Source organism: Halopseudomonas nanhaiensis, assembly GCF_020025155.1.
Taxonomy (GTDB): Bacteria; Pseudomonadota; Gammaproteobacteria; order Pseudomonadales; family Pseudomonadaceae; genus Halopseudomonas; species Halopseudomonas nanhaiensis.
The window spans coordinates 2,665,253-2,678,826 of sequence record NZ_CP073751.1 but is presented as its reverse complement, the minus strand read 5'-3'; the positions used below and the strand labels follow the sequence as shown (position 1 = coordinate 2,678,826).

General features: G+C 61.3%; 15 protein-coding genes. 6 read left to right on the top strand and 9 right to left on the bottom strand.

Going from position 1 to position 13,574, the window contains the following annotated elements; all coding sequences use genetic code 11:
* Nucleotides 1-177: 177 nt before the first annotated feature.
* Nucleotides 178-1,401 carry a 3-hydroxyacyl-CoA dehydrogenase gene (locus KEM63_RS12150; RefSeq protein WP_223651995.1) on the top strand — a complete coding sequence of 408 codons (1,224 nt, stop codon included), beginning with the start codon at nt 178-180 and terminating at the stop codon, nt 1,399-1,401.
* A 59-nt stretch (nt 1,402-1,460) separates the two neighbouring features.
* Here KEM63_RS12150 and KEM63_RS12145 read toward each other — a convergent pair whose 3' ends face one another.
* The 3 genes from KEM63_RS12145 to purM are packed head-to-tail and all read right to left on the bottom strand — an operon-like array spanning nt 1,461 to nt 3,955.
* On the bottom strand, nt 1,461-2,222 hold the full coding sequence (locus KEM63_RS12145; RefSeq protein ID WP_341481919.1) for a DUF3108 domain-containing protein: 762 nt from the start codon (nt 2,220-2,222) through the stop codon (nt 1,461-1,463).
* Nucleotides 2,215-2,886 (bottom strand): phosphoribosylglycinamide formyltransferase, encoded by a 672-nt coding sequence (gene purN / locus KEM63_RS12140; protein WP_223651994.1) that lies wholly within the window; start codon nt 2,884-2,886, stop codon nt 2,215-2,217. Before purN ends, KEM63_RS12145 begins: the two co-directional genes overlap by 8 nt.
* A 4-nt stretch (nt 2,887-2,890) precedes the next feature.
* Complete coding sequence (purM, locus tag KEM63_RS12135; protein WP_223651992.1) at nt 2,891-3,955, bottom strand: phosphoribosylformylglycinamidine cyclo-ligase; 1,065 nt, start codon at nt 3,953-3,955, stop codon at nt 2,891-2,893.
* A gap of 253 nt (nt 3,956-4,208) precedes the next feature.
* Between purM and KEM63_RS12130 the strand changes: the two genes are divergently transcribed.
* Genes KEM63_RS12130 through hda form a run of 3 tightly spaced genes read left to right on the top strand, consistent with a single transcriptional unit; the run spans nt 4,209 to nt 7,237 of the window.
* A complete protein-coding gene (locus KEM63_RS12130) occupies nt 4,209-5,396 on the top strand; it encodes a DUF2066 domain-containing protein (RefSeq protein ID WP_223651990.1) in 1,188 nt (395 codons plus the stop codon).
* A 27-nt stretch (nt 5,397-5,423) separates the two neighbouring features.
* Entirely contained in the window at nt 5,424-6,527 is a 1,104-nt protein-coding gene (locus KEM63_RS12125) for an AI-2E family transporter (RefSeq protein ID WP_223651988.1), read from the top strand.
* Nucleotides 6,527-7,237 (top strand): DnaA regulatory inactivator Hda, encoded by a 711-nt coding sequence (hda, locus tag KEM63_RS12120; RefSeq protein WP_223651987.1) that lies wholly within the window; start codon nt 6,527-6,529, stop codon nt 7,235-7,237. Before KEM63_RS12125 ends, hda begins: the two co-directional genes overlap by 1 nt.
* On the opposite strand, the gene KEM63_RS12115 is transcribed toward hda, so the two are convergent.
* From KEM63_RS12115 to arsC, 3 genes are read right to left on the bottom strand one after another with little or no spacing between them, the layout of a single operon-like run.
* Complete coding sequence (locus KEM63_RS12115) at nt 7,238-7,648, bottom strand: DUF2069 domain-containing protein (RefSeq protein ID WP_223651985.1); 411 nt, start codon at nt 7,646-7,648, stop codon at nt 7,238-7,240.
* Nucleotides 7,635-8,252: an NAD(P)H:quinone oxidoreductase gene (gene wrbA, locus KEM63_RS12110; RefSeq protein WP_223651983.1), complete on the bottom strand. Its 618-nt coding sequence runs from the start codon at nt 8,250-8,252 to the stop codon at nt 7,635-7,637. The genes KEM63_RS12115 and wrbA overlap by 14 nt, the downstream gene beginning before the upstream one ends.
* Nucleotides 8,249-8,602, bottom strand: a complete 354-nt coding sequence (gene arsC, locus KEM63_RS12105) for an arsenate reductase (glutaredoxin) (RefSeq protein WP_223651981.1) — start codon at nt 8,600-8,602, stop codon at nt 8,249-8,251. The genes wrbA and arsC overlap by 4 nt, the downstream gene beginning before the upstream one ends.
* 95 nt (nt 8,603-8,697) lie before the next feature.
* Between arsC and KEM63_RS12100 the strand changes: the two genes are divergently transcribed.
* Nucleotides 8,698-9,969 carry a YihY family inner membrane protein gene (locus KEM63_RS12100; RefSeq protein WP_223651979.1) on the top strand — a complete coding sequence of 424 codons (1,272 nt, stop codon included), beginning with the start codon at nt 8,698-8,700 and terminating at the stop codon, nt 9,967-9,969.
* On the top strand, nt 9,966-10,418 hold the full coding sequence (locus KEM63_RS12095) for a TlpA family protein disulfide reductase (RefSeq protein ID WP_223651969.1): 453 nt from the start codon (nt 9,966-9,968) through the stop codon (nt 10,416-10,418). Before KEM63_RS12100 ends, KEM63_RS12095 begins: the two co-directional genes overlap by 4 nt.
* A gap of 26 nt (nt 10,419-10,444) precedes the next feature.
* On the opposite strand, the gene KEM63_RS12090 is transcribed toward KEM63_RS12095, so the two are convergent.
* Genes KEM63_RS12090 through KEM63_RS12080 form a run of 3 tightly spaced genes read right to left on the bottom strand, consistent with a single transcriptional unit; the run spans nt 10,445 to nt 13,462 of the window.
* Nucleotides 10,445-11,032 (bottom strand): lytic transglycosylase domain-containing protein, encoded by a 588-nt coding sequence (locus KEM63_RS12090; RefSeq protein ID WP_423747800.1) that lies wholly within the window; start codon nt 11,030-11,032, stop codon nt 10,445-10,447.
* A gap of 1 nt (nt 11,033) precedes the next feature.
* On the bottom strand, nt 11,034-11,732 hold the full coding sequence (locus KEM63_RS12085) for a putative periplasmic lipoprotein (RefSeq protein ID WP_223651967.1): 699 nt from the start codon (nt 11,730-11,732) through the stop codon (nt 11,034-11,036).
* Nucleotides 11,729-13,462 (bottom strand): proline--tRNA ligase, encoded by a 1,734-nt coding sequence (locus KEM63_RS12080; protein WP_223651965.1) that lies wholly within the window; start codon nt 13,460-13,462, stop codon nt 11,729-11,731. The genes KEM63_RS12085 and KEM63_RS12080 overlap by 4 nt, the downstream gene beginning before the upstream one ends.
* Nucleotides 13,463-13,574 lie beyond the last annotated feature (112 nt).

The following is a 13,574-nucleotide window of genomic DNA, read 5'->3' as shown; positions in this document are numbered from 1 at the left end:
CCGTATCACGGCACGCTGACTGTGCATTCACAACGTGAATACGGCTGATACTCAGGCTACGTGTTCAAAGCGGTTCCGGATTTGCGTAAGGTATGCGTCCCCGTCGGTGCGACCTGCAGGTCGCACCGGTCCGACTGCTCCGCAGTCACGTTCATCCTTTTCAGGAGGCAAACAACCATGGCTTCGTTCGAGAATATCAAGCGTGTCGGCGTTATCGGCGCCGGTACCATGGGTCGCGGTATCGTCATGAACTTCATCAACGCCGGCTACCCGGTGACCTGGCTCGACGTCAATGCGGAAATGCTGGAGAAGGGCGTCGATGAGATTCGTAACGTCTACAAGCGCTCGGTAGCTCAGCAGCGCTTCGACGAGGCCGAAGCCAAGGCACGTGTCGACCGCGTAAGCACTACCCAGCAGTACAACGATCTGAATGACATGGATCTGGTGGTGGAAGCCGTCTACGAAAACATGGATCTGAAAAAGAAGATTTTCGCGGATCTGGACAAGGCGGTGAAGCAGGGAGCGATCCTTGCTACCAACACCTCCTATCTGGACATCGACGAAATAGCGTCTGCTACCCAGCGTCCGTCGCAGGTACTCGGTCTGCACTTCTTCAGCCCCGCGCACATCATGAAGTTGCTGGAAGTGGTGCGCGGCAAGGCCACTGCGCAGGATGTGATGGATACCTGCCTGGCTGTCGGCAAGAAGATCGGCAAGGAAGCAGTCCTGGCCGGCAACTGCCACGGTTTCATCGGCAACCGCATGCTGGAAAAGTACTCCCGTCAGGCGCGCCTGCTGATGCTCGAGGGCGCCACACCATGGCAGATCGATACAGCGCTGCAGGGTTTCGGCATGGCCATGGGTCCATATCGCATGTACGACGTTGTCGGTGTCGACCTTGGCTGGCGCTCGCGCCAACTGGCCGGCGTCGGCCGCGGCGAGCCTGTCGTATGGCTCGACAACAAGCTGTGCGAGATGGAGCGCTTCGGTCAGAAGAGCGGCCACGGCTTCTACAAGTACGAACCGGGCAGCCGTCAGGCGATTCATGATCCGGAAACCGACATGATGGCCCGCGAGGTTGCCGAGGAAGCCGGCTACACGCAGCGCGATATCGGTGATGACGAGATCGTCGAACGCTGCATCCTGGCACTGGTCAACGAAGGCGCGCGCATTCTGGATGAAGGTTTCGCTGAGAGCGCCGAGGATATCGACCGGGTCTATCGCTTCGGTTACGGCTTTCCCGCTGAGCGCGGTGGTCCGATGGCCTACGCCGACAGCCTGGGTCTGGATAAGGTCCTGGCGAAGATTCGCGAGTTCGAAGCCGACCAGGGTGAGTTCTGGAAGCCGGCGGCGGGTCTGGTCAAGCGTGCCGAAGCGGGCGAGCGTTTCACCAGGTCCTGAGCTTGAATCAGGCATAAAAAAACCGCGCTCAGGCGCGGTTTTTTTATGCCTGTCAACCGTTACTGGGCGCCGACCGGAATGCCTGTAACCGGTTCACCGTCGACCACCGCATCCTTGAGCACGATCTGGTATTCCTGTCCGTCGGTTTCGATCTGATTCAGGCGCACGAGCAGATATTGCCAGTCCTTGGCAAACCACAGGGTCGTTTCCCGCTTCGAGTCCGGTTCGCGAACCCGCTCGACCTCGATGGTATCGAATTGTCCGACGCGCGTAGTCACGCGGTCTTCACCTACCACGCGAAAGCGATATTCGTCGATGTCATCGCCGTCGACGACGCGATAGGTCATATCCTGCTTGCCAGCGGCCAGGTCACGCTGCAGCGCAAGCTGATAGGTGGTCTGATCGAGGAGACCGGGTTCCGTGGGGAGCGTGAACGGCTCGCCCTTGTGTTCGCCGGTCACGACGCCTGATTCCCAGTCGAAGAATTGCAGCGTTTCACGCCCCCGGCCCAGACCCCGCCGCTGATAGCGATAGGTCAACGGCACGATGGCGTCATCCTCGACACGCAGGACGCTCTTCTCGCTGAGACGTGCGACAAACATGCCGGCGCTGAAGTCGAGGCGCCATTTGCCGTCTTCCGCACGTGTAAGGCTGTGTGTGGCTTCCCCATTTACCGGAATCTTGCGCATGTCGGCGGCGTAGCTGGCGGTGAAGGGGACGAGATCCTGCGCCATGGTCAGGGCGCTGCTCAGTAGAAGGGGTAACAACAGAGTCCAGCGCACCGGACGGCTTGCAAAACGGTGATTGCGGCGCTCAGGCATCGGGCATCTCTCGCATGTCGAATTCCGTGTTTTCCAGCCTTAAACCGTTCGGGCCGATGGGGTCACCATCCAGACAAGCGCGACCGTTATGCAATTGTAGTCGGCCAGCGGCGAACCAGTTCATCACTCGGGGATATAGCAGATGTTCTCGCTGTTGCACCCGGGCGGCCAGAGCTTCGGGCGTGTCCCCGGCTACGATCGGAATGGCTGACTGCAGGATCAGGGGACCACCATCCAGTTCTTCGGTAACGAAGTGAACAGTGGCTCCATGTTCCTGGTCGCCGGCTTCGAGCGCGCGCCGATGGGTGTTCAGGCCCTTGTATTTCGGCAACAGCGACGGATGGATGTTCAATAGCCGGGCATGATAATGCGCGACGAAAGCGGGGGTAAGGATGCGCATGAAGCCCGCGAGAATGACCAGATCCGGACGGTAGCCATCAATCAGTGTGACCAGCGCCCGGTCGAAGCTGTCGCGATCGGCATAGCCGGTGTGATCGAGTACGGCTGTCTCGATCCCTTGACGGCGTGCGCGCTCGAGCCCCAGCACCCCGGGGCGGTTGGAGACGACGGCGACAATCTGGCACAGCTCGGGATCGGCCTGGTCCATCAGCGCCTGAAGATTACTACCGGATCCGGAAATCAGTACAACGACGCGACAGCTCACGCGATCAGCGACCGTTGCGCAGGATGACCGCTTCGTCCGAATCGGCTCCAGAGTGAATCTCGCCAATGATCCATGGCTGTTCCCCCGCCTGGGTCAGGGCCTGGAGGGCTGTCTGGGCCTGATCCGCAGCGACGCAAATGACCATGCCTACGCCGCAGTTCAGTACGCGGTGCATTTCCTTCTCGTCAACATTGCCCTGGGCCTGCAGCCAGTCGAACACCGCAGGACGCTCCCAGCTGGACAGGTCGATGCTGGCAATCGCGCCCTCAGGGAGAACCCGCGGGATGTTTTCCAGCAGACCGCCGCCGGTGATATGCGCCATCGCCTTGACCGCGCCCGTCTGTTTGATCAGTTGCAACAAGGCCTTTACGTAGATCCGCGTAGGAGCCATCAGCAATTCGGTAAGCGGCTGCCCGTCGAGCGAGACGGACTGAATGTCCACCTTCGAGACTTCGATGATCTTGCGAATCAGCGAATAGCCGTTGGAATGCGGGCCTGAGGAGGGCAGGGCAATCAGCACGTCGCCCGCGCCTACCTTGCTGCCATCGATGATGTCGGATTTCTCGACCACGCCCACACAAAAGCCGGCCAGATCGTAGTCGTCGCCTTCGTACATCCCGGGCATCTCGGCGGTTTCGCCGCCAACCAGCGCGCACCCGGCCAGCTCACAACCGCGACCGATGCCTTCCACCACCTGCGCGGCCACGTCCACGTTGAGTTTGCCGGTGGCGTAGTAATCGAGGAAGAACAGCGGCTCGGCGCCGCAGACCACCAGATCGTTGACACACATGGCCACCAGATCGATGCCGATGCTGTCATGCTTGTTCAGATCCATCGCCAGGCGCAGCTTGGTGCCGACACCATCGGTACCCGATACCAGCACCGGCTGCCGGTAGCCTGCCGGAATTTCACATAACGCACCGAACCCGCCCAGCCCGCCCATGACTTCCGGCCGCGAGGTACGCTTGGCGACGTGCTTGATGCGATCGACCAGGGCGTTGCCGGCATCGATATCGACACCGGCGTCCTTGTAGCTGATGGAGGGTTTGGACGGGGACTGGTTGCTCATGGGCGGCTCTCGGTGGAGAAGTTCGGAAGGTCTGGCCGTCGCCGACGGCCGAGATAAATTTAGCGGCCTAGTGTACCAACTCGCTTCGCACACGACCATGCCAGCAACCGTCCTGAATGCCCGTTTGCGCCAAGCGTGGCGCAGTCGAGCAGCGTCGAGTTGCCGCCACCCTGACGTTTCTTTAATGTATGCCTCTGGTTTGCTGCTCCCACGCCGCCCCCGGCACCTGCAGCGCACGTCAACGGAATCTTTCATGCCTGTGATGCGTCATCTCCTCTCGGTCTTCCTGCTTCCAGCTGCGCTGGCGTCCACCTGTGTCTCGGCCGCGGTGGTGGAAGGGTTTTATCGCGTCGAACTTCCACAGGATGAGGAAAAGGGTCGTGACGAAGTCATTCGCGAGGGCGTTCAGGTCATGCTGACGCGCCTGGCGGGTGAGCGCGTCGAGCGCAATGCGGCTTCGTTTTCACGTGCGCTGGATGACCCTCGCAGCCTGATGCGGCGGATCGCCAATACTGAGCGTGGCACGGTTACGATGGATTTCGAGCCGGCGGTACTGCGCGAGGTCCTGTCCAGCGGTGGTTCACCCATGCTCGGACGCAACCGTCCGGGTGTGTTGGTATGGGCGGTAGATGCCCAGTCGCTTGGAGACGAGATGGTCGGACAGGACAGCCAGTGGGCCGACGTGCTGCGCCGGGCTGCCGAGCATAGGGCCGTGCCGCTCAGCTTCCCGCTGGCCGATCTGGAAGATCGTGGCCGTGTCAGCGAGTCGTCGATTCGCCAGGCTGATGATGACGCACTGGCTAGTGCCAGCGAACGCTACGCGCCGGAGGGAATTCTGGCTGTGGGCGCCCGGTCGGACGACAACGAGACTGAACTGAGCTGGACCTTCTGGCTGAACCAGCAGGAATACTCTGGCGCGGAGAAAGCCGAAGATCCAGCGGTTGCCGCCGACAACCTGATGAAGGCAGTGGCAGCCGCGATCTTCGATCAGTATGCAGTGGCGGCCAGCGGCAGCGAGTTGAGTCGCTGGACGATCGTGGTGGACGAGGTGGGGACGCTGGCGGAGTTCGCCGGAATACAACGCATGATTCAGCAGCTCGGCGCAAACAGTTCACCGCAGCTGCTGTCGGTTGAGGGCGACAAGGTCACTTTCCGACTTGCATTCCCGGATGACGAAGCGCAGTTGGAGCGGATGCTTGCGCTGGATCACCGTATGCAGCGCACCGAAGCGCCGCCTGTCGAGCCCGAGCCGCCGGCCGAACCCGCACCGTTGCCTGACATCGAAGAGATGGCGCCAGAGGGTGATGTAGAGGTAACGGAACCGGCGCAAGCGACGAGCGACGACCCGTTGGCGCAGCCGCAAGCGGATCTGCCTGACGCGTCGCCTGCGCCGAGCCGCCCGCAACCAGACCCGAATACCCTCTACTACCGCTGGCGCTGAGCCCGGACTGCCCTGCAAGGAGCAACAATGAACGCCGACTACCGTTGGTACTGGGTTGCCGGATTGGCTGCGCTGGTCGCCGCGCTGTATTTCCTGAGTCCGATCCTTTCGCCGTTCCTGATCGGCATGTTGCTCGCTTACCTCGGCGACCCGCTGGCCGATCGCCTGGAACGGCTCGGCCTGTCTCGAATAATGGCGGTGGTGGTCGTGTTCGCCATCGGTACCGGCGTTCTGGTGCTGAGCATCGTCATTCTGGTTCCGCTTCTCGGCAACCAGATTGCCTGGCTGCGTGACCAGATACCGGCCATGATCGACTGGATCAATCACGTCGCGCTGCCCTGGGTCGAGGTTCGCACCGGCGTCTCGACGGACGATTTCCGCCTGGATACGGTGCGCGACACCATCCGTGACAATCTCAGCAGCACTGGCGGGATCCTCGGGATGATCCTCGCACAGGCTACCCGATCAACCATGGCGCTGATCACCTGGATGGTGAACCTGTTCATGATCCCGGTCGTCGGGTTCTATCTGCTGCGGGACTTCGACTATATCGTTGCCCGCTGCCGCAGCCTGCTGCCACGGGATCAGGAGCCGATGATCGTTTCCCTGGTCAGGGAGTGCGATGTCGTTCTTGGCGCCTTCATTCGTGGGCAACTGTTGGTCATGCTGTGTCTGGGCATTCTGTACTCGCTGGGTCTGTGGCTGGTTGGCCTGGATCTGGCGCTGTTGATCGGCATGGTGGCTGGTCTCGCCAGCATCGTTCCCTACCTGGGCTTTGCCGTGGGTGCCGGGGCGGCGCTTGTCGCTGCGGCGTTCCAGTTCGGCGATGTGTTTCATCTGGTGATGGTCATCGTGGCGTTCAGCGTGGTGCAGACCCTCGAAAGCATAATCATCACGCCGCTGCTGGTTGGCGACCGGATCGGCCTGCATCCGGTCGCGGTGATTTTCGCAGTGCTTGCCGGCGGGCAGCTGTTCGGCTTCGTCGGTATCCTCGTGGCGTTGCCCGTCGCCGCGATCGTCATGGTCCTGGTGCGGCACGCGAATCGGCGCTACAAGGCCTCTGAAGCCTACCGAGTGTCGACCGACGGTGACGACATCATCACCGATATCGACGAAGTGAAGCAGGACTGATGGGATACGGCCAACCCGTTCAGCTGCCTCTGGGAATCAAGCTTCGTGACGAAGCGACCTTCGCCAGTTTTCATGTCGGTCCGAATGTGGCCGCCGTGGCCGCTGTCCGCGCGTTGACCACCCCTGCCGACGTTACGGTGTCGCAGGTTTATCTTTGGGGCGCGCCGGGAAGCGGTCGTTCGCATCTGCTTCAGGCAGCCTGCCATGAGGCGGCCGGCGTCGGTGCGCTGGCGATGTACCTGCCGCTGCGAGAGATTCTTGCTCACGATCAGAGCATCTTCGAGGGGATGGAGCAGTTCGATCTTCTATGCCTGGATCAACTGGAGGTGCTTGCCGGTGACGAGGCGTGGGAGGAGGCGCTGTTCCATTTGTACAATCGGCTCGTCGAGCAGGGCGGCAAGCTGCTGCTCGCCGCTGATGCGTCGCCCCGGACACTCGGGATCGGGCTGCCGGATCTGGCGTCGCGGCTCGGTTGGGGCGTGGTGTTCCAGCTGCACTCACTCGACGATGAGGACAAGCAGCAGATGCTTCAACTGCGCGCGTCACTGCGAGGTCTGCAGCTGTCCGACGAGGTGGCGCGCTACATTCTCAGCCGCGGCGCGCGCGGAATGGGCGAGCTGTTCGCCGTCCTGGAACGGCTCGATCAGGCCTCTCTGCAGGCCCAGCACCGCTTGACGATCCCGTTCGTCAAGCGGGTGATGGGCTGGTGATCAACGCTCGCCTGCGGAAACGCGGGCAGCCTGGAACGACCATCGCACATAGCCCATTGCGGCGATGAAATACATCACGCTGAAACCCACCAACAGCAGTCCGTAAGCCAGTCGACCCTCCTGAAAGCAGGTCAGCACCCCATGAATGAAGTACAGGTTGATCGCAAACATCAGCCACGCGTGGGTCCGAACGTGCCCTATGGCGATTCCCGGAGCGAAGATCAACAGCGGGAGCAGCAACACCCCGAGAATGATCACCGGGTTGGCGCCGTGCAGGTCGGCGATCAGCGCATTGAATATGAACAGGCTCAGCAGCAGGCCAACATAGCTGACGGCCGATAGCACCCGGGTCACGCGCACGCGCGGGACCAGATACGCCATGCTCGGTAGCGGCTTGTCAGCTCTGGCCACGGGAGGCTCCTCGTTGCAGCTGCAGGGCAATGTCCGCGACTCGCTTTCCAAGAGCCCGGCACAGCTGAGTCTCATGCGAGTCGATAGGACGCTTGCCGTCGGCGCCGGCGTGGTGGCTCGCACCGTACGGTGTGCCGCCGCCGCGCGTATCGGTCAGTGCGCTTTCGGTGTAGGGCAGCCCGACCAGCAACATCCCGTGATGAAGCAACGGAATCTGCATGGACAGCAGTGTGCTTTCCTGCCCGCCATGCAGGCTGGCGGTGGAGGTGAACACGGCCGCCGGCTTGCCAGCCAGTGTGCCGGACAGCCACAGACTGCTGGTGCCGTCGACGAAATATTTCAGGGGGGCGGCCATGTTGCCGAAGCGCGTCGGGCTGCCAAGGATCAGGCCGGCGCACTGTTTGATATCATCTTCGGTGCAATAGACCGCGCCGCTTTCAGGCACCGCGGGGGCGGTTGCTCGGGTATCGGTGGAAACCGACGGAACAGTCCGCACGCGGGCTTCCATACCGCCCTGTTCCACACCTTCGGCAATGAAGCGAGCCATGCTGGCTGTGGCCCCATGGCGGCTGTAATACAGAACCAGCACGTAGGGTGCACTCATTCGAACAACTCCTCGATTCGCTGCGGCGGCCGAGCCACGATGGTTTTGCCATTGGCCTGCACGATGGGGCGCTCGATCAGCTTCGGGTAGTCGACCATGGCCTGTACCAGTTGAGCCTCGCTCAGCTCGGGGTTATCCAGGTTCAGCTCGCGGTAGACGTCTTCCTTGCGCCGCATGAGCTCACGGGCGGTCATCCCGAGCTCCTTTAACAGCGCGCTGAGCGTGGCGTTGTCGGGCGGCGTTTCCAGGTAGGCGACGGTCTCGATCTCGAGACCGCGCTCCTCCAAAAGAGCCAGCGCCTCTCGCGACTTGGAACAGCGCGGGTTATGGTAGATCCGTACGGTGGTCATGGTCATGCTCCGTATGTGCTCGGTGGCTGGCGGTGGCCGGTGCCGGCTTTGGCGGCTATTCTAAGCCTTTACGCCAACCCTGTCAGGGAGACTGGATGCCGCCGCAAGTGCAGCAGTTGACATTTTTTTGCCGCTATCTGGTTCAGCGGTTCGTTGAAGACAACTGCCCGAAGAATGCCGCAGCGCTGACCTACACCACGCTTTTCGCGGTCGTGCCCGTGATGACCGTGAGTTACGCAATGCTGGCTGCGATTCCGTCATTCTCCGAGGCCGGGAGTCAGATCGAGAATTTCATCTTCCAGAATTTCGTACCGTCCACGGGGGTGGCGGTGCAACAGTATCTGTCCGATTTCTCCAACCAGGCACGTCAGCTGACCGGAATCGGCGTCGCCGTGCTGCTGGTCACCGCTTTTCTGATGATTACCAACATCGAGAAATCGTTCAACGCGATCTGGCGCATCCGCCAGCCTCGCCGCGGTGTATCGAGCTTCCTGTTGTACTGGGCGGTGCTCAGTCTCGGGCCGTTGCTGCTGGGCGCCGGATTTGTCGTCAGTACCTACCTGACCTCGATGGCATTTATGGGGAACGAAAGCAGTTATGCATCAGCCGGTCGCTGGATGCTTGGATGGGTTCCGCTGTTGCTCAGCATGGCGGCATTCACGCTGCTGTTCGTGGCCGTGCCCAATACCCGAGTGCCGTTGCGTCACGGGCTGATTGGTGGGGTGCTCGTGGCGCTGCTGTTCGAGGGAGCCAAGGCGTGTTTCGCCCTGTACGTTGCGCTGTTCCCGGGATATCAGCTGATTTACGGGGCGTTCGCCGCTTTCCCACTGTTTCTGCTATGGATCTATATCAGCTGGTTGATCATTCTCGCCGGTGCCGAGCTGGTCGCCAATCTCGGCAACGGTAGCGCCTGGAACCGGCCCGTCTACCCCTGGGTCGTCAATCTGCTGGGCCTGCTTCGTATGTTGCTGGATGCGCAGCGCAAGGGCGAGACGGTGGACCTGCACAAGGTCAACCGCGCCGGCTGGGTGGTGCACGAGCATCTCTGGCTCGATCTGACTGGCTGGCTGGAGGCTCGAAACCTGATAACCCGAGCGCATCAGGGCGGCTATGTGCTCAGTCGGGACCTGGACAGAACGGAGATGGCCGACCTGTTGGCGATGCTGCCCGAGCCGATGCCACCGGTTGACCGTCTGCCCACGCAGCTCGAAGGCGAGCCCACGTGGTACCCGCGTTTCCTGAGCGCCGCCGCCGAGCTCGAGGCACAGCGCGATCGCATTCTCGCCGGAAGTCTGAAGAGCTGGCTGAGCGATGCGCCATTCACGACGGATGTCGACCTCCGCAATACCAGGGACATGCCTTCATGACCAGACGATGGATCATAGTGCTGGCCGTCGCCTTGCTCGTGGCATGCAGCCCCGAGGACTGGGTTGATCAGCACGGCAAGCGAATCGAGTCGCAAAGCCTTACCAGCCGATGGCTGGTGGTCAATTACTGGGCGGAGTGGTGCGGGCCTTGCCGAGACGAGATACCCGAACTCAATACGCTGAGCATCGAGCGACCTGACGTTGCGGTAGTCGGCATCAATTTTGACGGATTGACCGAGGCCGAGCTTCGGAAGGTCAGCGACATGATGGAGATTCGCTTCCCGGTGCTGGGGCATGACTTCGCTTCTGCCATGGGCCTGGCCAGGCCCTCGGTGATTCCCACCACCTACATCATCGCTCCGGGTGGTGGCGAGGCCATCGCGCTTCAGGGTCCCCAGTCGGCCGAGGCGCTACTCAAGGTCATCGAACAGGGCAGGGCACGGCCGTGAGCAACGGGTACCGCCAGCGACGCTGATCAATCCTTGACGTACCAGTAGCGGTGCCAGTAATCAAGCACCTTGTCAGGATAGACCTGACTCCCCAGGCTGCCGTTGTAGCGCGCAAGAGCGCGGCGCAGGTTGCCGCGTTCCTTCTCCAGGTAGAATTTCAGAATGGTGCAGCCATAGCGCAGGTTGGTGCGCAAATCGATGAGGTTGTCGTCCGGTCGGCCGAGCTCATGCTTCCAGAAAGGCATTATCTGCATGACCCCCTGTGCACCTACCCGTGACAGCGCGAACCGGTCGAACAGACTTTCGACGTGTATAAGCGCTATGACCAGGTCAGGCTTGAGGCCGGCATGGCGGGCCTCGCTGTGGACATGGCGGAGAAAGTCGAGCCGCTCACGTTCATCCGGTAGATATGGGCGCATGCGCGTCGACATGTCGAGCAGCCAGACTTCCGCGTCGAAACGATCCTCGAAGCTGTCGGCCTCGGCGACGGTCTGCTTCAGATACGCGCGCAGTTCCGCGTCAATCGGCGCAGCAGGCACACGTTGCGCGTACGCCTGCATGGCGAGCAATGTCAGCGCGAGAAGACAGCATACCAACCGCAGGCGCTGGGCCATCTCAATGACTCGAAGCAGGTTCCAGAGCGTTGACGAATTCTGCCTGTAGCTCCGGGTCGCCGGTGGTCAGCAGAATAAGCATGTTCTCGAGTTGATTGGATTCTTCCATCAACCCCAGTTCAGCGAGCCGGTTCACGCGAAACGCCCACTGGTGAACCCCGGCTTCCTCCAGATCGTCGTAGATCAATGCAACCGCCTCGGCGAGCCTGGCACGCAGATCGCGGCCAACCAGCAAATTCAGTTCGCTGCGCACGGCAGGGCTCGCCTCTGCGCTGAGCTGTATGGCTCTGAGCTGATCGTAGTCGAGCTCGATGAAACCGTTGTCCAGCAGGTTCAACCGCGTCATGCCTTCCATGTCGGTTGTCAGCGTCGCGGTGAATTCGCCAGCGGTGACCTGTACGGGCTTTTCAGCCCAGGGCAGATTGCGGAAGTCGTCATGCTGATCCACGGCGTTGCCTTGGGCATCGTAGTGCGTCACTCGGTAGAGCTTCTGCTCGGTGACACGAATGACCCGCTGCGGGGTGTCCAGTACCAGCGACTCTCCCGCATCGATATGGATGCCGTGGCTGAGCAGCTCGCGTTCAGTACGACCTTCCGCGGAAAGCGTCGTCGGCGCGGAGGTGCTGCAGGCGCTCAGCAGAATCAGCGGCATCAGCAGGCCAAACAGCCGCCTGCCGGCGAGGGACGTGCGTGTGTTCAATTACCGGCAATCCGCTGCAGAAGAAAGTCGAGCATGTCGTCAACAGGCAGCGTCCGAGCGTCGCTGTCTCGACGATACTTGTATTCCAGCTGGCCGTCGTTCAGACCGCGATCGCTGATGACAACGCGGTGGGGAATGCCGATCAGGTCCATATCGGCAAACTTGACACCTGGGCTGACCTTCTTGTCACGATCGTCCATCAGCACGTCGATTCCCGCGCGCTTGAGCTGATCGTAGAGCTCTTCGGTTTTCTCGCGGACCGCTTGGGATGCTTCCATCTTCATCGGCACCAGAACGACCTGGAACGGCGCCAGGGCGTCCGGCCAGATGATGCCTCGGTCGTCATAGTTCTGTTCGATGGCTGCGGCGACCACGCGCGACACGCCGATTCCGTAACAGCCCATGGTCAGCGTCACTGCCTTGCCCTGCTCGTTGAGCACGTTGCAGTTCATCGCCTGGCTGTACTTCCTGCCGAGCTGGAAGATGTGTCCTACTTCGATTCCGCGTTTGATGACCAGATGGCCTTCGCCGTCCGGGCTTGCGTCACCCTCGACCACATTGCGCAGATCGCACACCGCATCAAGCCGCGCATCACGATCCCAGTTGACCCCGGTGAAGTGCTTGCCGTCCTGGTTGGCCCCACAGACGAAGTCGGCTAGCACTGCAGCGCTATGGTCGACCAATACCTTGATGTCCAGACCCACGGGGCCGATCGAGCCAGGTTTGCAGCCGATAACGCTCTGGATTTGCTGCTCTGTAGCCATCGTCAGGGGTGCATGGACCTCCGGCCGATTTTCGGCCTTGATCTCGTTCAGTTCATGATCGCCCCGCAGAACCAGCGCAACCAGCGGATGCGGCTGGCCTTCCTCTCCAGCGCCCAGAACGATCAGCGTTTTGACAGTGCGAGTGGCTGGCAGCTTCAGAAACGCACTGACCGCATCGATGGTGAACTGGTCCGGTGTGTCGACCATCGCGCGCTCCTGCGCCGGGGCAGGCCGCTCTTCCGAAGGCAACAGCGCGGTGGCCTTCTCCATGTTCGCTGCGTAGCGGCCGGTGTCGGAAAAGACAATTGCATCTTCGCCGGAATCCGCCAGAACATGAAACTCGTGCGAACCCTCGCCGCCGATCGACCCGTTGTCGGCAACGACCGGTCGATAATCGAGACCCAGCCGGCTGAATACGTTGCAATACGCCTGATACATCCCGTCGTAGGTCTGCTGCAGGGATGGTTGGTCGATATGAAAGGAATAGGCGTCCTTCATGGTGAACTCGCGGGCGCGCATCAGGCCGAAGCGCGGGCGGATTTCGTCACGGAACTTGGTTTGAATCTGATACAGGTTGAGCGGCAGCTGCTTGTAGCTGGTGATTTCGTTGCGGGCCAGCTCGGTGATCACTTCCTCATGGGTCGGCCCTACGCAGAATTCACGATCATGCCGGTCCTTCAGACGCAGCAGTTCGGGTCCGTACTGCTCCCAGCGGCCGGATTCCTGCCATAGCTCCGCCGGCTGAATCGCCGGCATCAGCACTTCCAGCGCGCCGGCGTTGTTCATCTCGTCACGTACAACGTGCTCCACCTTGCGCAGCACCCGCAGACCCATCGGCAGCCAGGTGTACAGTCCCGATGCGATCTTGCGGATCATCCCCGCGCGCAACATCAACTGGTGGCTGATGACCGTGGCGTCGGCGGGCGTTTCTTTCAGGGTGGAGATGAGAAATTGGCTGGTACGCATCGGCAAGCGGATCCTGGTGGGGTCGATTCTGGCCGGTATTGTACGGGCCGGCCGATGCCCCGTACAGTGCGCCGACACTGGCTGCCGACCAGACGGCAGGCATAAAAAAACC